The following is an 18,122-nucleotide window of genomic DNA, read 5'->3' as shown; positions in this document are numbered from 1 at the left end:
CGCAGGGTTTGCGGAATCTGGCTTTGTGAAACGTTACGCAAAGCCGAACATCTTAGGTGAACGGTTAAAAATAATACTGGATATATAAACAGTGTTGCGTATACTTATTCAACAGCCACGAGGCTGAGTAAGTCTGCAAGAGGTGATAATGATGATGATCTCAACGGAAAGTCTGTCTGCTTTGAATGCATCAATGATGATGAGCAGCCGCGAAATTGCCCATGTCACGGGCATTACGCACGGCGAAGTGAAGCGCCTGGTGAAAAGCCTGGAAACCGCACAGCGTCTTTCCCAGCCTTTGACGGTGAATCTCTATGAGCATCAGGGTGAAGTGCGTCAGGAGTTTCATCTTAACAAGCGCGATTCACTACTTGCCGTTGCCCGGCTTTCGCCTGGCTTCACTGCGGAATTACTCGATCTCTGGCAGCAGCGTGAACAGTTTACTCATCTGCCTGATTTCACCAATCCGGCGGAAGCGGCCCGCGCCTGGGCGGAGCAATTTGAGCAGCGCCGTGCGGCTGAGCAGCAACTTGCGTTGTCGGCCCCTAAGGCTGAATTTTTTGATCGCTTTGTCGAGATCGAAGATTCGCTCGGCTTTCGTCAGCTGTGCAAGATGTTGAAGGTAAAGGAAACTGAGTTTCGTGAGTTTTTGTTAGAACGCAACATCATGTATCGCGAAAAAGGCACGCTGGCACCGCAGCAGCACCATATACAGGCGGGATATTTCACCCTGCGCTCCGGACGTGGCGAGAATCAGCATGCTTTCTCCCAAGCGCGTTTCACCGCCAAAGGCGTGAAATGGGTGGCCAGTTTATGGGCGGGACATCTGTCGGCTCAGCCGAAAGGTGTGGCTGCATAAAGTGTGCGCAGGTGTCCTAGCGGCGTAATTTATTGCGCGATAAATCGCGCCGCCAGGGAATGTGCGATCATTGAATGCTTAGCGTTATATTTACCTGTTGAATTACAGTTTCATCAGCATCTCATGCCACGCCATGCCACCGTGGTCTGACTCAGACGGTTTGATGTACTGATAGCCCCATTTTTTATACAGCTCAACGTGCTGGGTTTTGCACATCAGATGAATGGTTCGCTTGTCCATTTTCTTCATCAGCTCGATAAACTGGCGCATCAGCAGCGACGCATAACCTTTGCCCTGATAAGCGGGATCAAGCACCACCGACATAATCACGGCGTTGGGTGCTGCCGGATCGTGGCCGATTAATTCTTTGAACGCTTCATCCGACATCACCACCTCCCACGCACAACCGGCGTTGATAAAACCAATCACCTTGTCGTTGGTTTCCAGACATAAAAATCCCTGTGGATACTGCGCAATGCGGGTAGCAATTTTTTCACGCGTGGCGGCTTCATCACCTTCGTAAGCCTCAATTTCAATCGCGTAACAGCGATCCACATCTGCCAGCCTGGCTTCTCTAAATACTAACGTTGACACGATTAAACCTCTTAGATTCCTCTATGAACGGCGGTCATTCTAACAGGCCGAATGTGTCTTTGCGCATAAGTACCCCCCTCAAACCATTAAATTCGCCATCTAAAGTGATCAAAAAAATTAACGCCAACATTTATCCTGGTTCTAAATAAAATCTATTAAATTTTTATAAATCTCAGCGTCTTTTTTACGACATTTTTACGGGTTGGTCGGCTAGATTAGTTTCATCGACAGCCCTGAAGGATTCGGAGAGGTAGCGCGAGATGAAAAGTATCGAACTCACTAATAGCGGTTCATCCGCATAATGTCAGCGGTCAACACGCACCGGTCCATTAATGCCTGTGAGCGTAAATCATGAGCGGCATGCTGTAATTTTTACTGCGCCAACCTTTTTTAAATTCTCTGCCAACAATTCATGGGCAGATTAAGCAACGGGTCAAAACTATGTCAGGCTTGATTTTGGTATCACACAATCAAAATAATCACTCAACGCTTTCTAACATTTATGAAAGCATATTGACGCGTCGCGGTGGCATGTGGGTGAAATGGAGTGGCGAGTTTGAATCTTTTACCACTGAACCTCATCGTGAGCTGAATTTTACTAGCGGCAAAGCATTCGACACGCTGACATTTCGCTTAACCAAAACAGAATATGAAGAAGGTTATCATCAATATATTCATCAGGGATTGTGGCCGGTATTTCATCAGCGCCCGGACATGGCGCGTTTTTCCACCAGCAGCCAAATCAGTTATATGAAACTGAATGAAATCTATACGCGTGCCATCAGTGAATATGCCATGCCTGATGATGATATTTGGCTGCAGGATTATCACCTGATTCCCAGCATTAAAATGCTGCGCGATGCCGGCCTGATAAATCGTATCGGCTTCTTTTTCCATCAGCCTTTCCCGGCGGGACAATCCTTTGAATCGGTGCCGAACTGGCGCTATCTGGCCGATTCATTACTGTGCGCCGATTTGATTGGATTCCAGACCACCCACGACATGAACAATTTCACCGCCTGGGTTGAATCCCGCTTCCGTTGCGAACGTCAAACGCCTTACACGCTGCGTATTCATGGTCGCCAGATTCGCGTAGGCGTATTCCCGGTAGGGATTGATACTGCGGAAACCAGCGCGCTTGCCGAAAGCAACAGCTGCCAGTATATGGAGCAGCAATGTCGCGAAACCTTACCGGAGAATCTGATCCTCAGCGGCGGCCATTTTGACGACAGCACCGGCACGCCCTACCGCATCAGCGCGATTGAAGTTTTACTGCGTCAACACGAGGAGTATCACCACAAATTTTCCATGGTGCAGCTGGCTTCTGCGGCGTCAGGTTACAGCCATCGCATCAAAGAATTGTCGCGCGATTTAGAAACCCGCTGCGGCGAGATGAACGGCGTGCATGGCGAGCTGAACTGGTATCCAGTGAGTTATTTGAGTAACCATTATTCGCATGAAGAACTGTGCGGATTTTACCGTGCGGCGCGCGTGGCGCTGGTCACACCGCTGATAGCCGGGATGAGTTTGATGGCGAAAACCTATGTGGCGGTGCAGGATCATGCTAATCCCGGCGTGCTGATTCTGTCGCAGTTTGCCGGCGCCGCCGAACAGATGCAGGGCGCGCTGTTGGTCAATCCCTACGATCCCGATGCCATCGCCGATGCCATTCATACCGCGCTTATCATGCCGCTTTCGGTGCGTCGCGAACGTCACGCCAGCCTGCTAAAAAACCTGCATCTGCATGATTGCCACAAATGGGCCGATAGCTACATTAACGCGCTACAGCCGCGAGAACAGGAATGCGATTTAACCCTGAAATCGGGGGCGGTAATTTCGAATGGTTTCAGTGGCCGACTGCGTTATTGATACAAAAGGGATGATGCCGCCTGCGGGCGGCAATTATCCCGCTATTGCGCCGCAGGGAAATTACGCTTGATGGGCGCAAACGCTTCCACGCTTTTCCCCAGCAGACGCTGCGGACGGAAATCGCTCAGCAGCTCACTTGCCGCATCGCCGATCAGTTCTTCAGCCACCAGCTTGCCAATCAATGGCGAAAGCGTGATACCGCTGTGTGTCACCGCCACATACACGCGCTGATGCGCGGTGACATAGCCCAGCGCCGGTAAACCATCGGCAGGTCGTGCGCGTTGCCCCACCACAATCTGTTCAATCTGCAACTCGCCCGCATCCGCAAACAGCGCGTGATAACGCTCGCGGAACTGCGCGGCGATATCGCTGGTGATTGAGGGTGGCGCAGCAGAATCGGCCAGGTGATCCAACTCTAAGGCTTGCAGCAGCAAACGTCCGCCGCCGTCCGGGCGTACGTTAAGTTGCGGAGAGATGAGATTAGCATTGAGCGATAACGGCTGCGGCGCGGTGCGCACCAGGAAACTACAAGCCACCGCGTTCGGTTTGCTGGTATCCAGCAACGCCAGATTGAGTCCCAGTGAATTTAGCAGCTGATTGGCCCAGCGTCCGGTGGCTAACACAATACGATCGCCCTGCCACTGCTCGCCATTTTCCAGCTGCAGCGTAACCCGATCGGCACTTTCACTGATGCTATTGATGCGCTGATGCTGGTACAGCACCGCACCGCGCGCTTTGGCTTCTGACCATAAGCGCGCCAGATAGAGCGCCGGATGCAGCACCGATTCTGTCGGGAAATGCCACACGCTGCCGCTGATGGCCTGCGCCCGCAGCTCCGGAATATCGCGCAGCACATCTGCTGGCGACACTTCACGCGCCGCATAACCTGCTGATTGCAGCGACGTGGCACGCTGCAGCAAACGTTGCTGCGCATCGCCCACGGCGGCCCACTCCCATGTACCGCCAGTTTCCAGCCAGCGCAATCCGTTCGGCTGCGCTTGCTGCAGTTTGAGGTGCTCTTCCATCGAGAGCGCATTAAGCAGGTGATAACTGCGCGGCTGTTTGCCATTGGAGTTTACCCAGGCAAACGTCGTGCTGCTGGTGCCCGCGCCAATGTGCTGTTGTTCGAAAACGGTGACTTCAACGCCCTGCAACGCTAAGGCGCGCGCCACCGCCAATCCGATAACGCCGCCGCCAATAATTGCAATTTTCTGTGCTGTCATAATGGGCTCCTGAATTAAGTGCCGATATCATAACAGCCTGGCTGAACGAAAATTGCTATCGCTAAATAGGGATTATTACGCAGGATATAAGAATTTCGTCTTAATGCGGATGCTTAAATTATACCGATGTCAGAATCTTCCCATCGGCAAAATAGGCCCGTAAATTCTCCAGCACATTATTGGTCATTTGCGCACGCGTTTCGTGAGTTGCGCTGGCAATATGCGGCGTTAACAGCACATTATTTAGTTCACGCAGCGCGGGATTAATTTTTGGCTCATCCGGATACACATCCAGCGCAGCCCCTTTAATGATTCCCTGCTGCAGTGCAGCGATCAAGTCGGGTTCATTGATTACTGTGCCACGCGCAATATTGATCACTACGCCCTCTTGGCCGAGCGCCGCCAGCACCTTCGCGTTGACCAGTTGCACATTCTCTTTGCTGCCCGGCAGTGCCAGCACCAGAAAATCGCTAAAGGTGGCGAGTTGTTCGATCGTATCGCAGCGCTTATAGCTGACGTCTTTCGCCGAACGCGCGGTATATGCCACTTCCATACCAAAGGCTTCGGCACGGCGCGCGATGGCTAAGCCAATCGCGCCCAACCCGGCGATGCCAATTCTTTTTCCGCTGGCGCGGCTGGAGAGTTCGACGCCGTTATTTTCCCATGCCCCGGATTTCGCAAACTGATGGTAAGCGACCAAATTACGCGAGAACGCCAGCGTCATTATCATTGCCAAATCGGCAACATCGTCAGTCAAAATGTCGCGGGTGATGCTGACCTGAATATCGTTTTCGGCAGTGTATTTCAGGTCAATACGATCGGTGCCGACACCGAATACAGCAATGACTTTACACTCCGGCAGTTGCTCCAGCAGTGCCGTTTCCACCCCGACATCGCCGCGCGTAACGATGGCATTGATCGCTTTGCCATGCTGCTGGATAAATAGCATTGCGTCATGCTGCTCATATAAACGATGGCAATGGAAATGTTGCGTGAGCTTTTCATCTAACTGCGGCATTAGCGGCTGAATAATCAGCACGGCAGGTTTGGTATTCGTCATTTTATGTTCCATTAGCGGTATTTATTGACCACCAGCCTAACGGAGTTATTTATGTTACGGCGTTGCTGTTACTTTTTTCGCTGATAAGATCACGCATAATATTATTACGATGTTTACCTGGTGCGTATGAAGGCGCACGCTACAAAGTCAAGGCCCTCGCTGGCAAACTTACCTTACGCAGTCTACGGTTAATCAAAAAGCATAATAATTTCATCAACCATGGATAGCCATTATGACCACCCATGTCGATAGCACAGCGCATCAGACAAGCGAACTGCTTCAGCTGCAGCAAATTTTACAGGCGCATCTCGAACATTTACTGCCTGCAGGACAGCAAAGCGATCGCGTGCGTGCCGCGATGCGTGCCGGTACGCTGGCGCAGGGCAAGCGCATCCGTCCTTTATTACTGATGCTGGCAGCGCGCGATATGGGTTGCGAGCTGACGCAAAATGGCATTCTCGATCTCGCCTGTGCCGTGGAAATGGTGCACGCGGCATCGCTGATTCTGGATGACATCCCATCAATGGATAATGCGCAGATGCGCCGTGGTCGCCCTACCGTGCATCGTGAGTTTGGTGAAAACGTGGCGATTCTCGCCGCCGTCGCGCTGCTGAGCCGCGCATTTGAAGTGATTGCCATCGCACCCGGTTTGCCTGCCATGCATAAATCTGAAGCGATTGCCGAACTCTCCGCCGCCGTGGGCCTGCAGGGATTAGTGCAAGGGCAGTTTCAGGATCTGCACGACGGCACGCAGAGCCGCAGTCCGGAAGCGATCGCCTTGACCAATGAACTGAAAACCAGCGTGCTGTTTCGCGCCACGCTGCAAATGGCGGCGATTGCCGCTGACGCTTCACCGCAGGTGCGGCAACGTCTTAGCTTCTTTGCTCAGGATCTGGGCCAAGCGTTTCAGCTACTCGACGACCTCGCCGACGGCTGCAAACACACCGGCAAAGATGTGCATCAGGATCAGGGTAAATCCACGCTGGTACAGATGCTCGGGGCTGACGGCGCAGAACGTCGTCTGCGCGATCATCTGCGCAGTGCCGATGCACACCTTGCCTGCGCCTGCCATCGCGGCATCGCCACTCGCCAATACATGCACGCGCTGTTTAATCAACAGCTAGCGATGTTCAACTGAGCGCGGCTAAGCCGTTGGGCCACTTTGCGGTGATCGCGCCGCCGCTTTACAGCCACTTTCACGCGTTGCAGGCGTTAGCACAAACGCTGCTGGCGCGTGGCCATCGCATCACCTTCATCCAGCAAGCCGACGCCCGCACTTTGCTCAGCGACGAACGCATTAATTTCGTTGCAGTAGGCCAGCAAACGCATCCGGCCGGTTCGCTGGCGCCCGTGCTGCATCGGCTGGCTTCGCCGGGCGGCCTGTCGCTGTTCCGCGTAATCAACGATCTCGCCTCCTGCACCGATATGCTGTGCCGCGAACTGCCAGCGGTACTGAAATCGTTGAACATTGATGGTGTGATCGCTGATGAAATGGAAGCAGCAGGCGGATTGGTCGCTGAAGCGCTGCATCTGCCGTTTGTTTCGGTGGCCTGCGCCCTGCCGGTCAACCGTGAAGCCGGCATTCCGCTGGCGGTGATGCCCTTCCGTTATGCTCAGGATGAAAAAGCGCTGAAACGTTTTCAGGCCAGCAGCGATATCTATGATCGCATCATGCGTCGTCACGGCGACGTCATCCTCAAACACGCGCGGGCGTTCAATTTGACGGAGCGGCGCGGATTGCATCAGTGCCTTTCGCCGCTGGCACAAATCAGCCAGATGGTGCCCGCCTTTGATTTTCCGCGTCAGCAACTGCCGGCCTGCTATCACGCCGTCGGACAACTGCGCGCGCCGCTTGCGGCAGCGCCGCTCAATGCGCCCTGGCCGGCGCTGCGCCAGCCGGTGGTTTACGCCTCGCTGGGTACGCTGCAAGGCCATCGCTTCCGCCTGTTTTTGCATCTGGCACAGGCGTGCCGCCGCCAGCAACTTTCGCTGGTGATCGCTCATTGTGGGGGATTGAACGCCGATCAGGTGCACAAGTTGCAACTGGCTGGTGCAGCGTGGGTGACGGATTTTGTCGATCAACGTGCCGCCCTGCAACACGCGCAGCTTTTTATTACTCATGCCGGATTAAACAGCGCGCTGGAAGCACTGGAATGCGGTACGCCAATGCTGGCGCTGCCAATTGCCTTTGATCAACCCGGCGTGGCAGCGCGCATTGAGTGGCATGGCGTTGGACGGCGCGCATCGCGCTTTAACCGCGTTCATCAACTGGAGCAGCATCTGCAACAATTACTTACCGACAATCGCTACGCGTTACGGATGTCAGCGATACAGGCACAGTTGCAGCGCGCAGGCGGTTGCCAGCGTGCGGCCGACATCGTCGAACAAGCGCTGTGCCAGCAGCAAGTTGTGCTGGCGGAGGCCACCTGATGCGTGCGCACTACGATGTGATTCTGGTCGGTGCCGGACTGGCAAACGGTTTGATTGCGCTGCGTCTGCGCCAACTGCAGCCGCAGCTCAAATGCCTGTTGCTGGAGAGCGACGCACATCCGGCAGGCAATCATACCTGGTCATTTCATCAGAGCGATCTTAGCGCCGATCAGCTGCGCTGGCTGCAGCCGCTGATCACGGCGCGTTGGCCTGGCTATCAGGTGCGTTTTCCCGCGTTGCGCCGCAACCTGGACGGGGATTATTGTTCCATCGCGTCAGGCGATTTTGCCCGGCATCTACTCGCGGCGATGGGTGACGATCTGTGGACAAATGCTGCCGTTAAACAGGTAAAATCCACACAGGTGACGCTGGCGGATGGCCGTGAACTTGATGCGCAGGTGGTGATTGATGGCCGCGGCCTGCAGCCAACGCCGCATCTGCAGCTGGGTTATCAGGTGTTTCTTGGACAAGAGTGGCAGCTGGCGCAGCCGCACGGCCTGCAGCAGCCGATCCTGATGGATGCCACCGTCGATCAACAAGCGGGCTATCGTTTTGTTTACACGCTGCCGCTCAGCGCCGATCGGTTACTGATTGAAGATACGCATTACGTTAATCAACCTACGCTGGCGGAGAACTCCGCTCGTCAGCACATCGCTGACTATGCCAAACAGCAAGGTTGGCGGCCTGGCACGCTGCTGCGTGAAGAGCATGGCATATTGCCGATTACCCTGAGCGGCAATATTGATCGATTCTGGCAACAGCAGCGCGGCCAGCCATGCAGCGGCCTGCGCGCCGGACTGTTTCACGCGACAACCGGTTATGCTTTGCCGTCCGCCGTGGCGCTGGCGGAGTTGGTAGCCACGCTGTTGCCCACCGATGCCAGCACGCTCAGTCAACATATCGAACGCTTTGCCCGTCAGCAGTGGCGCGAGCAGCGATTTTTCCGCCTGCTGAACCGCATGCTGTTTTTGGCCGGTAAGCCGCAGCAGCGCTGGCGTGTAATGCAACGTTTTTACCGGCTCAATGCCGGGTTAATTAGCCGCTTTTACGCCGGACAACTTCGTCTGCATGATAAAGCGCGGATTCTGTGCGGCAAGCCTCCGGTGCCCATCGGTGAAGCGCTGCACGCGCTGTTGAATTCTGTCGAACCAGGGAAGAAAAAATGAAACGCACTTATGTGATTGGCGCAGGCTTTGGCGGCCTGGCGCTGGCGATTCGCCTTCAAGCGGCGGGCATACCAACCACCTTACTCGAGCAGCGCGATAAACCAGGCGGACGCGCCTATGTGTTTGAAGATAGCGGTTTTACCTTTGATGCCGGGCCCACGGTGATCACCGATCCCAGCGCTATCGAAGAGTTGTTCACGCTGGCGGGAAAATCGCTAAGCGATTACGTCGAGCTGATGCCGGTCACGCCCTTCTATCGCCTGTGTTGGGAAGATGGCAAACAGCTCGACTACGACAACAATCAGCCGCTGCTGGAGCAGCAGATCGCTACCTTCAATCCACAGGACGTCGCGGGTTATCGTCAGTTCCTCGCCTATTCGCGCGAAGTATTCAAAGAGGGTTATCTGAAACTCGGCACGGTGCCGTTTCTGCAGGTGCGTGACATGCTGCGTGTTGCACCGCAGCTGGGACGTTTGCAGGCGTGGCGCAGCGTCTACAGCATGGTGGCGAAATTTATTCAGGACGATCACCTGCGGCAGGCGTTTTCATTCCACTCATTGCTGGTGGGCGGTAATCCTTTTGCAACGTCATCAATCTATACCTTAATTCATGCACTGGAACGTGAATGGGGCGTGTGGTTTCCGCGCGGTGGCACCGGCGCGCTGGTGAAGGGCATGGCGCGACTGTTTGAGGATCTGGGTGGCGAGCTGTTACTGAATGCCGAAGTGAGCCAGCTGGAAACCAATGAAAATCGTATTAGCGGCGTCCAGTTAAAGGATGGACGACGCTTCGATGCCGCAGCCGTAGCCTCCAATGCCGACGTGGTGCATACCTACGACAAGCTGCTACGCCATCATCCGCTAGCAATGAAACGTGCGACATCGCTCAAGCGTAAGCGCATGAGCAACTCGCTGTTTGTGCTCTATTTTGGCCTCAATCAGCCGCATGAACAGCTCGCGCATCACACCGTCTGTTTTGGTCCGCGCTATCGCGAATTGATTGATGAGATTTTTAATAGCAGCCAACTGGCAGAGGATTTTTCACTCTACCTGCACGCGCCCTGCAGCAGCGATCCGTCACTGGCACCACCCGGCTGCGGCAGCTTTTATGTGTTAGCGCCGGTGCCGCATCTCGGCACCGCTGACATCGACTGGCAACAGGAAGGACCGCGCTTGCGCGATCGAATTTTTGCTTATCTGGAGCAGCACTACATGCCGGGATTACGTCAGCAATTAGTGACACACAGAATGTTTACGCCGTTTGATTTTCGCGACACGCTGCATGCTCATCACGGCTCGGCATTTTCGCTGGAGCCAATTTTGACGCAAAGCGCCTGGTTCCGACCGCATAACCGCGATGCCGATATCAGCAATCTCTATCTGGTGGGTGCGGGTACGCATCCGGGCGCGGGCGTGCCCGGCGTAATTGGTTCCGCCAAGGCCACCGCTCAGCTGATGCTGGAGGATCGCGCTGAATGAATCGACAGCCTTTACTCGAGCAAGTGACACAAACCATGGCGGTGGGCTCGAAGAGTTTCGCCACCGCCGCCAGGCTGTTTGATGCACCGACACGCCGCAGCACGCTGATGCTGTATGCATGGTGTCGTCATTGTGACGATGTGATTGATGGGCAAACGCTGGGCGAAGGCGGCACGCAGCATGCGGTCGAAGATGCACAGGCACGCATGGAGCATCTGCAGATTGAAACCCGCCGCGCCTACAGCGGCGCGCACATGGATGAACCGGCGTTTAGGGCGTTTCAGGAAGTGGCGCTTATTCATCAACTGCCGCAACAGCTGGCGTTTGATCATCTGGAAGGCTTCGCCATGGATGCGCGCGACGAACACTATACGAGTTTCGACGACACGCTGCGTTACTGCTATCACGTCGCGGGCGTAGTCGGTTTGATGATGGCGCGCGTAATGGGCGTGCGCGACGAAGCGGTGCTCGATCACGCCTGCGATTTAGGGCTGGCGTTCCAGCTTACTAACATTGCGCGCGATATCGTCGAAGATGCCGAAAATGGTCGCTGCTATCTGCCGCAAGCCTGGCTCGATCAGGCGGGATTACGCGCCGATACGCTGACAGCACCGCAACATCGTGCGGCGCTGGCCACGCTGGCTGCGCGTTTAGTGTCGGAAGCGGAACCCTATTATCACTCGGCGCGGTTCGGCTTGCCGGGTTTGCCGCTGCGCTCGGCGTGGGCCATCGCGACGGCACGCGGTGTTTATCGCGAAATCGGGGTGAAAGTTCAGCACGCCGGTGTTCACGCCTGGGATTCACGACAGCGCACCAGCCGCAGCGAAAAACTGGCGCTGCTGGTGAAAGGGGCCGGCCTGGCGATCACTTCGCGTGTGGCTCGTCCGGCGCCACGTCCGGCTGGTCTGTGGCAGCGTCCTCGTTGATTTTTCTCCCGTGGCGCTGACGCAGCGTGGCTTGCAGCTTATTGAGCGGTGGCGCGTAGAGGAAACCAAACGACACGCAGCCTTCACGCCCGCGCACTGCATGATGCATGCGGTGCGCCATGTATAAGCGCTTGAGATAGCCTTTGCGCGGGATATAGCGAAACGGCCAGCGTTGATGCACCAGGCCATCGTGCACCATGAAGTAAAGCGCGCCGTAGGTCGTCATCCCGGCACCAATCCACTGCAGCGGCCACATGCCTTGCACGCCGACATAGATCAGCACGATCGCCAGCACCGCAAACACCACCGCATACAGATCGTTAAGTTCAAACTTGCCGCTGTGCGGTTCGTGGTGCGACAAATGCCAGCCCCAACCCCAACCGTGCATGATGTATTTATGCGACAGCGCCGCGGCGATTTCCATCACCACCACGGTTGCCAGCAAGATAAGCACGTTCCATAACCAGATCATTGTTCGTCCATTTGTGGAAAAGGGAAATACTAAAGGTGGACGCGGATGAGCGATGGCGCAAGGTTTACCATGTTTAGAAATTTTAAAAGTCCACAACACGTTAGAAAGCTGCATTGCAGAAAGCGCAGATTTCACCCATACTCACCACACTGATTTATACACGTGTTAACTACACGGGGGATTTATGCCTTCTACAGCCGTAAGACAAAAAAAAACTGTCAGCGTGACACTTGAACCTGCATTACTCGAGCAGGCTAGAGAAGCAGGGCTCAATTTATCCGCCATCCTATCTAAAGCTTTACATTATGAAATTCGCACAACCGAAGCGGAAAGATGGAAGCGTGAAAACAGTGAAGGTTTGCAGGAACTCAATCGCATAACCGAAGAACACGGTTTATTGTCGGATGAATACAGGACGTTTTAGACATGCAATATTTTATTTATCGCAATACCAATAGGAACAGCGAGTACCCTTATCTGGTAGACGTTCAAAGTGAGATTATCGGCGAACTGGCGTCACGAATCGTTATCCCGCTCTACCCTCTAAACCAGTTTAAAAAAAAGCAAGTTGAACGACTTAATCCGGTAATCAAGGTTGAAGGCGAGGAATTTCTGGTCATGACTCACGAAATGGCCAGTGTGCGCGTGTCGCTTCTAGGCGATCAGGTGATGGATGCACGTGTGTATCGCCAGCGGATTAAAGACTCGGTTGATTTTGTCTTTGATGGGTTTTGATACTTTACATCCTAAAAGCCCCTCGTTAGTATTGCCCTCCTTTCAGCAGTTAATCGCCGCTGCGTAAGCGTTAACGTCAACCAACGCACCATAAGCAGACTCGCTCTGCCTCATTGCTATGGTGCGAAAATATGACCCATACCGTTTTATCTGCGAATCCTGCTCTGCGTCGTTCTGGTTTTTTCCTGTTCTTACTGCTGCTGACAGCGGCCAACTTGCGCACGCCTATTACCGCGGTTGGCCCGGTGCTGGAAAACATCCGTCTGACGTTTGGCTTGAGCGCCAGTGCGGCGGGCGTGATCAACTTCTTGCCGCTATTGATGTTCGCTACCTTAGCGCCACCCGCAGCATGGTTCGGCAACCGTTTTGGTCTTGAGCGCAGTTTATGGGGCGCATTGCTGCTCATCACGCTGGGATCGATTCTGCGTATCAGCGGCAGTGAAAATGCGTTGTGGGTCGGAACGATCATCCTTAGCTCGGGGATTGCGGCGGCCAACGTGCTGCTGCCGCCGCTGATTAAGCGTGATTTCACTGAACACACCGCGCGATATGTTGGCTTGTACGCGATGACCATGGCGATCACCGCCAGCATTGCATCGGGCGTGGTGGTGCCGCTGGCAGAGCTGAGTCGCGCGGGTTGGCGACTCTCATTAGCGGTGTGGCTGATGCCGGCGATTATCGCGCTGTTAGCCTGGCTGCCGTACCTGAAAAAACCAGCGTCTCAGACAAAAAACAGCGCCAACGGCACATCAACGCGCTCACCGTGGCGCGCGGCCTTAGGCTGGCAGGTTTCGCTGTTTATGGCCTGCCAGTCGCTGGTGTTCTACACCTTGATCGGCTGGTTTACGCCTTTTGCGCAAGACAGCGGCATTAGCCAGCTAGAAGCGGGTGGCATGCTGTTTGTCTATCAGATTGTGGCCATCGTTTCGAACCTGGCCTGCATCAGCGCACTGAAAAAAATGCACGATCAGCGGACGATTGGTTTTCTCGCATCGCTATCGATTTTTATCGCCGTCGCGGGACTGTTAATGGCACCGCAATACGCGCTGCTGTGGCTGATTCTGGCGGGACTGGGCGCCGGTGCATCAATGGTGATTTGCCTGTCGCTGTTTAATCTGCGCACCCATGATCATTTGCAGGCGTCGAAATTGTCGGGCATGGCACAGTGCGTCGGTTACGGATTAGCGGCGCTGGGCCCGCTCTGTTTTGGCCTGCTGCATGATGTCAGCGGCAACTGGCAGTGGCCGCTGATGCTGCTGTTGGTGATTGCGGGGTTGCAGATGATTGTGGCTACGCTGGCTGGGCGTGCCCGGGTTATTTAACCTGGAAATCATCCAGCGTGGTGCGGGTCAGGGGATCTTGCTGGGTGGCGCTTAGCAGTGAATCAAGCAGACCCGGGAAACGGGCATCGAGATCGTCGCGTCGCAATGACAGCAGGTTTTCACGTCCAGAGGGTTTCTGCCAGATAATGCCGCCCTCGCGCAGCACGCGCCAGTGATGGGTCAACGTGGATTTGGAGACGCCTTTCAGCAGCGATCCGCAAGTATGTTCGCCGCCGTCCGCCAGAATGCTGATTACCGTCATGCGCATCGGATTGCCCAACGCCGCCAGCACATTCTCCAGCCTGATTTCGTCGCGCTGTGGATGGTTTTCCAGCATGGCGTGCCTCTTAATAGTGGGTGAACCACGAATTATCAGGCAGGCAAGACTCGATGTACAGAACACGGCGAGCGGTTGCCCGCCGTGAATTTGACATTACTGGCTAAGGGTTTGCTTAAGTGCCGCAATCGAGGAGGTTACGCCCGCTTCCACCGACATGGTGAGATCTTCCATTTCCAGCGATACCCAGTCGTTGTAGCCCATCATGCGTACCACCGAGAAGAACTCTTTCCACCACTGCAGATCCTGGCCGCAACCAACGGCAACATAGTTCCAGGCGCGATTGGCGACATCTTCCACCGGTTTGGTTTCCAACAGACCGTTGATATCCACCAGCCCGCGCTCCAGACGCACATCTTTGCCGTGACAGTGATGAATTGCCGGACCGAGTGCGCGCGCTGCCGCAATCGGGTCCGCGCCCATCCACAGCAGATGGCTGGGATCGAGGTTGAGGCCCACCATATCGCCGACCGCGTCGCGCAGGCGGAACAAGGTTTCCGGATTCCACACCAGCATCGAACTGAAATTCTCCAGCGCGAATTTCTCCACGCCGCTCTCTTTAGCGCGCTGTACCAGCCCTTGCCAGTAAGGGATCGCCACTTCATTCCATTGATAATCGAGGCAGTTTTTCAGCGTCGGCGGCCAGCTTACGGTATAAGTGATCCAGTTTGGAATGGTGTCGTGCGGGCTGGCGGGCGGCAAGCCGCTCATCATGACGATTTTCTTCACCCCCAGTTCTCCGGACAGCGCCAGCGCGTTTTCCGTATCGCGCTTATGTTTGTTGCCTAATTCGCCTGGATCGAGCGGATTACCCGACACATTTAGCGCCGCAATCGACATGCCGCGGCTCTCCAGCGCCTGCAACAACTGTTGACGCTGCGTGGCGCTGCCGAGCAACGCTTCGGTACGCAGATGCGGCGCTGGTGACCAGCCGCCGGTCGTCATCTCAACGCCGTAAACACCCAGCTCCAGCAACTTATCCAGCATCTGTTCAAACGGCAGATGACCCAGGCTATCGGTACAAAACGAAAGTTTCATGGCAATCCTTATTCGTAGTTAACCCAGCTCGCGCCGTTGTCCGCAGAACGCACGCAGTTTTCGATCCAGCGCACACCTTCAATTCCGGCGTTAATATCGGGATAGATCAGGTTATCAAGCGTGGTTTGGTCGCCCTGTTGGGTGGCGTGGATGGCGATAGCAAATTTCAGATAGATATTGGCCCAGGATTCCGCCAGGCCTTCAGTGTGCAGCGCGCCCAGACGTTCATCGGCCAGGGCGCTTTCATGCAGGTACGGCATGCCGTGATGCATAATCTGATTCGGCTGGCCCTGCACTTCATATTTCAGCTCGCCTGGGTTGTAGTCGCTCCACTCCAGGCTGGCGCGCGAACCAATCACGCGAATACTTTGGCTGTCCATCGAACCGGCATTAATCGATGAGGCCCACATGCGCCCTACCGCGCCGTTGTCGTAATGCATCAGCACCATGGCGTTATCTTCCAACGGCGCGCGCGAGGGAATGAAGCTTTGGCGATCGCACAGCAGCGATTTCACTTTCAGTTCTGGCAACACCAGCTGGGAGATGTAGAAAGTGTGCGTGGAGATATCGCCGAGCACAAAAGACGGACCGGCAATCTTAGGATCGACGCGCCATTTTTGCGCTTCGCTAAATTTATCGGCGCTGTCATTGGCGCTGAAGCCGTGGGTGTATTGCAACTCCACCATGCGCACATCACCAATTTCGCCGTTGGCGATCATCGCCCGCATCTGCATCAGCAGCGGATGGCCGGAGAAACCGTAGGTCACGCCAACGATCAGCCCTTTTTCCGCCGCTAATGCTTTAATTTCCAGCGCTTCGGCGGTAGTGAAGAACAGCGGCTTTTCACAAATGACGTGAATACCGGCATTCAATGCCGCTTTGGTGATCTCAAAATGGGTGCCGTTTGGCGTGGCGATGGACACCACTTCAACGCCATCTTCACGCTTCGCCTCTTCGGTCAGCAGCTGCTGATAAGTGGCGTAGCAGCGATCCGCATCGAGCCCTAAGTTGACACCGAAATCGCGACCACGCTCGGCATCGATATCAAAGGCGCTGGCCACCATCTGATATGCCGTGTTATCACGCAGCGCACCGCAACGGTGTTTATAACCCACCTGGCTGAGACGGCCGCCACCGATCATGGCCCAGCGCAGTGGGCGTGGAATACTCTTTTCACCGATGAGCATAACAACTCCTGTTTATTTTGCACTCGGGTGCAAAATGGTTTGAGGTAAGAGGTCAGAGATTAAATTTTAGCTGTTTTACTATTTGCTACCGGGTGCAAATTAAGCGACACACGTTAGATAAAAATGAGATTTGCTTTGTAGTGGTGAGCAAAATGTCAGCTAAGACGACTTTTTAGTCAATCTGGCAAAGTGCAAATCAGCGAAATCGATCACAAAAAGTTAATGAAATGCACCCGATTGCAAAAAACGTTGCAATCGGGTGCAAAGATCAAACATAATTGCAACATCCTAAAAATAGGGTTATTTGTCGCGCTTTACGCCAATTGCGTGCGCTTAGGTGTTTATTTTCCGTTGGGTTTCACGTTCAATGCTGGGGGTCTCCGCTTTTTCCCCTATGCAGGTGCTATGAGTAAACCAACCACAAAATCCCACAAAGCCACTGCCAGCGATGTGGCAAGACTGGCTGGCGTCTCGAAATGGACGGTATCGCGTGCCTTTACGCCCGGCGCGTCAATTTCCGAGAAAGCGCGCGAACGCGTAATCGCGATTGCCACCGAGCTGGGTTATCGCCCTAACCTGCTGGCCCGCAGCCTGTCGCAGAAGAAGACACAGATTATTGGCGTAGTGATCGACGAGCTGAAAAATCCGCACTCGATGCTGATGCTCGACACCGTCACCCGCCAGCTACAGCAGCGCGGCTACATGGCGCTGCTGCTGAATATTGGTAGCGGTGAAAACTACCGCGCGGTGCTGTCGCTGGCCGATCAGCTGCAGGTCGATGGCATGCTGTTTCTCGGCACGGTGCTGAGTGATGAGCTGGTCGCCGTGGCGCGTGAAATGCACCACATTCCGCTGGTGCAGGTGTGCCGTAACAATGACGAGCCGGATATTGAAGTGGTCAATATCGACGGCTTGCAGGCGGGCAAACAGCTGGGCGAACTGCTGCTGGCGCAAGGTTATACGCGCATCGGGTACATGATGGGCCCGGCCACCAGCAGCCATCACACGCTGCGTTTGGAAGGTCTGCAACTTGCGCTGAACCAAGCTGGCCTGGCGCTGGAAGTGCTGCTCACCGCCGGTGAATACGCCCGCGAACGCAGCTACGCAGCGTTGACTGAATATCTCAACGCGCACGCGCCCGATCAGCGGGTTGAAGCGCTGTTTTGCGAAAACGATGTGCTGGCGCTCGGCGCGCTGGCGGCCTTGCGCGAAGGTGCAGGCAACAAATTCATGGCGGTGGTGGGTTTTGATGACATCGATGAAGCCAGCTTGCCCAGCTGGCAGCTCACCACCTTCAGCCAGCGTATTGATTTGATCATCACTGAAGCCCTGAACCGGCTGATTGATGAACGTGCCACTCCGGGTGGCGTTTGGTCTCAGGGAGAATTGCGTATTCGACGCTCTCACCTGAAGCCGTGAGGTAACA

Annotated in this window: 18 protein-coding genes; 11 read left to right on the top strand and 7 right to left on the bottom strand. The window is 54.9% G+C overall.

All coding sequences use genetic code 11. The features are described 5' to 3' along the window. The first annotated feature begins 151 nt into the window (after window positions 1–151). Window positions 152–859, top strand: coding sequence for a phage antirepressor KilAC domain-containing protein (locus ACVLVH_RS00460; protein WP_192235489.1), 708 nt, complete (start codon window positions 152–154; stop codon window positions 857–859). A gap of 102 nt (window positions 860–961) precedes the next feature. Here ACVLVH_RS00460 and ACVLVH_RS00455 read toward each other — a convergent pair whose 3' ends face one another. After that, window positions 962–1,453, bottom strand: a complete 492-nt coding sequence (locus ACVLVH_RS00455) for a GNAT family N-acetyltransferase (RefSeq protein WP_498948333.1) — start codon at window positions 1,451–1,453, stop codon at window positions 962–964. 441 nt (window positions 1,454–1,894) lie between these two features. On the opposite strand from ACVLVH_RS00455, the gene ACVLVH_RS00450 reads away from it, so the two are divergent. After that, a complete protein-coding gene (locus tag ACVLVH_RS00450; protein WP_498948331.1) occupies window positions 1,895–3,322 on the top strand; it encodes an alpha,alpha-trehalose-phosphate synthase (UDP-forming) in 1,428 nt (475 codons plus the stop codon). Between the two features lie 41 nt (window positions 3,323–3,363). On the opposite strand, the gene ACVLVH_RS00445 is transcribed toward ACVLVH_RS00450, so the two are convergent. After that, window positions 3,364–4,545 (bottom strand): NAD(P)/FAD-dependent oxidoreductase, encoded by a 1,182-nt coding sequence (locus tag ACVLVH_RS00445; RefSeq protein WP_277975128.1) that lies wholly within the window; start codon window positions 4,543–4,545, stop codon window positions 3,364–3,366. Window positions 4,546–4,663: 118 nt separating this feature from the next. Beyond that, window positions 4,664–5,605, bottom strand: a complete 942-nt coding sequence (locus ACVLVH_RS00440; RefSeq protein WP_498948328.1) for a 2-hydroxyacid dehydrogenase — start codon at window positions 5,603–5,605, stop codon at window positions 4,664–4,666. 232 nt (window positions 5,606–5,837) lie between these two features. Here ACVLVH_RS00440 and ACVLVH_RS00435 point away from each other — a divergent pair, with 232 nt between their 5' ends. The 5 genes from ACVLVH_RS00435 to crtB are packed head-to-tail and all read left to right on the top strand — an operon-like array spanning window position 5,838 to window position 11,605. After that, on the top strand, window positions 5,838–6,743 hold the full coding sequence (locus ACVLVH_RS00435; protein WP_222212210.1) for a polyprenyl synthetase family protein: 906 nt from the start codon (window positions 5,838–5,840) through the stop codon (window positions 6,741–6,743). A 14-nt stretch (window positions 6,744–6,757) separates the two neighbouring features. After that, window positions 6,758–8,035 carry a glycosyltransferase gene (locus tag ACVLVH_RS00430; protein WP_462063273.1) on the top strand — a complete coding sequence of 426 codons (1,278 nt, stop codon included), beginning with the start codon at window positions 6,758–6,760 and terminating at the stop codon, window positions 8,033–8,035. Next, the gene (gene crtY, locus ACVLVH_RS00425) at window positions 8,035–9,201 is read left to right on the top strand and encodes a lycopene beta-cyclase CrtY (RefSeq protein ID WP_498948325.1); all 1,167 of its coding nucleotides are present in this window, start codon (window positions 8,035–8,037) and stop codon (window positions 9,199–9,201) included. The genes ACVLVH_RS00430 and crtY overlap by 1 nt, the downstream gene beginning before the upstream one ends. Next, on the top strand, window positions 9,198–10,679 hold the full coding sequence (locus ACVLVH_RS00420; RefSeq protein WP_192413424.1) for a phytoene desaturase: 1,482 nt from the start codon (window positions 9,198–9,200) through the stop codon (window positions 10,677–10,679). Before crtY ends, ACVLVH_RS00420 begins: the two co-directional genes overlap by 4 nt. Next, window positions 10,676–11,605 carry a 15-cis-phytoene synthase CrtB gene (gene crtB, locus ACVLVH_RS00415; RefSeq protein WP_498948323.1) on the top strand — a complete coding sequence of 310 codons (930 nt, stop codon included), beginning with the start codon at window positions 10,676–10,678 and terminating at the stop codon, window positions 11,603–11,605. The genes ACVLVH_RS00420 and crtB overlap by 4 nt, the downstream gene beginning before the upstream one ends. Here the strand turns inward: crtB and ACVLVH_RS00410 are convergent. Further along, complete coding sequence (locus ACVLVH_RS00410) at window positions 11,544–12,077, bottom strand: sterol desaturase family protein (RefSeq protein ID WP_498948321.1); 534 nt, start codon at window positions 12,075–12,077, stop codon at window positions 11,544–11,546. The genes crtB and ACVLVH_RS00410 overlap by 62 nt on opposite strands. 184 nt (window positions 12,078–12,261) lie before the next feature. Between ACVLVH_RS00410 and ACVLVH_RS00405 the strand changes: the two genes are divergently transcribed. The 3 genes from ACVLVH_RS00405 (at window position 12,262) to ACVLVH_RS00395 (ending at window position 14,134) form a co-directional block, all read left to right on the top strand. Beyond that, window positions 12,262–12,501 carry a type II toxin-antitoxin system CcdA family antitoxin gene (locus ACVLVH_RS00405; protein WP_137387190.1) on the top strand — a complete coding sequence of 80 codons (240 nt, stop codon included), beginning with the start codon at window positions 12,262–12,264 and terminating at the stop codon, window positions 12,499–12,501. A 2-nt stretch (window positions 12,502–12,503) separates the two neighbouring features. Next, complete coding sequence (locus tag ACVLVH_RS00400; RefSeq protein WP_137387189.1) at window positions 12,504–12,812, top strand: CcdB family protein; 309 nt, start codon at window positions 12,504–12,506, stop codon at window positions 12,810–12,812. 131 nt (window positions 12,813–12,943) lie between these two features. Further along, entirely contained in the window at window positions 12,944–14,134 is a 1,191-nt protein-coding gene (locus ACVLVH_RS00395; protein ID WP_498948320.1) for an MFS transporter, read from the top strand. Here ACVLVH_RS00395 and ACVLVH_RS00390 read toward each other — a convergent pair. From ACVLVH_RS00390 to ACVLVH_RS00380, 3 genes are all read right to left on the bottom strand, one after another. Further along, window positions 14,127–14,471 (bottom strand): ArsR/SmtB family transcription factor, encoded by a 345-nt coding sequence (locus ACVLVH_RS00390; RefSeq protein WP_110867017.1) that lies wholly within the window; start codon window positions 14,469–14,471, stop codon window positions 14,127–14,129. The two genes, ACVLVH_RS00395 and ACVLVH_RS00390, sit on opposite strands and share 8 nt — an antisense overlap. 96 nt (window positions 14,472–14,567) lie before the next feature. After that, window positions 14,568–15,509, bottom strand: a complete 942-nt coding sequence (locus tag ACVLVH_RS00385) for a sugar phosphate isomerase/epimerase family protein (protein ID WP_498948318.1) — start codon at window positions 15,507–15,509, stop codon at window positions 14,568–14,570. 8 nt (window positions 15,510–15,517) lie between these two features. Continuing rightward, a complete protein-coding gene (locus ACVLVH_RS00380; protein ID WP_498948316.1) occupies window positions 15,518–16,696 on the bottom strand; it encodes a Gfo/Idh/MocA family protein in 1,179 nt (392 codons plus the stop codon). A 405-nt stretch (window positions 16,697–17,101) separates the two neighbouring features. Here ACVLVH_RS00380 and ACVLVH_RS00375 point away from each other — a divergent pair, with 405 nt between their 5' ends. After that, window positions 17,102–18,115 carry a LacI family DNA-binding transcriptional regulator gene (locus ACVLVH_RS00375; RefSeq protein WP_498948314.1) on the top strand — a complete coding sequence of 338 codons (1,014 nt, stop codon included), beginning with the start codon at window positions 17,102–17,104 and terminating at the stop codon, window positions 18,113–18,115. Window positions 18,116–18,122: the final 7 nt, after the last annotated feature.

This window comes from Kluyvera sp. 1366 (assembly GCF_054823405.1).
This window is presented reverse-complemented; position numbering and strand designations above follow the sequence as displayed.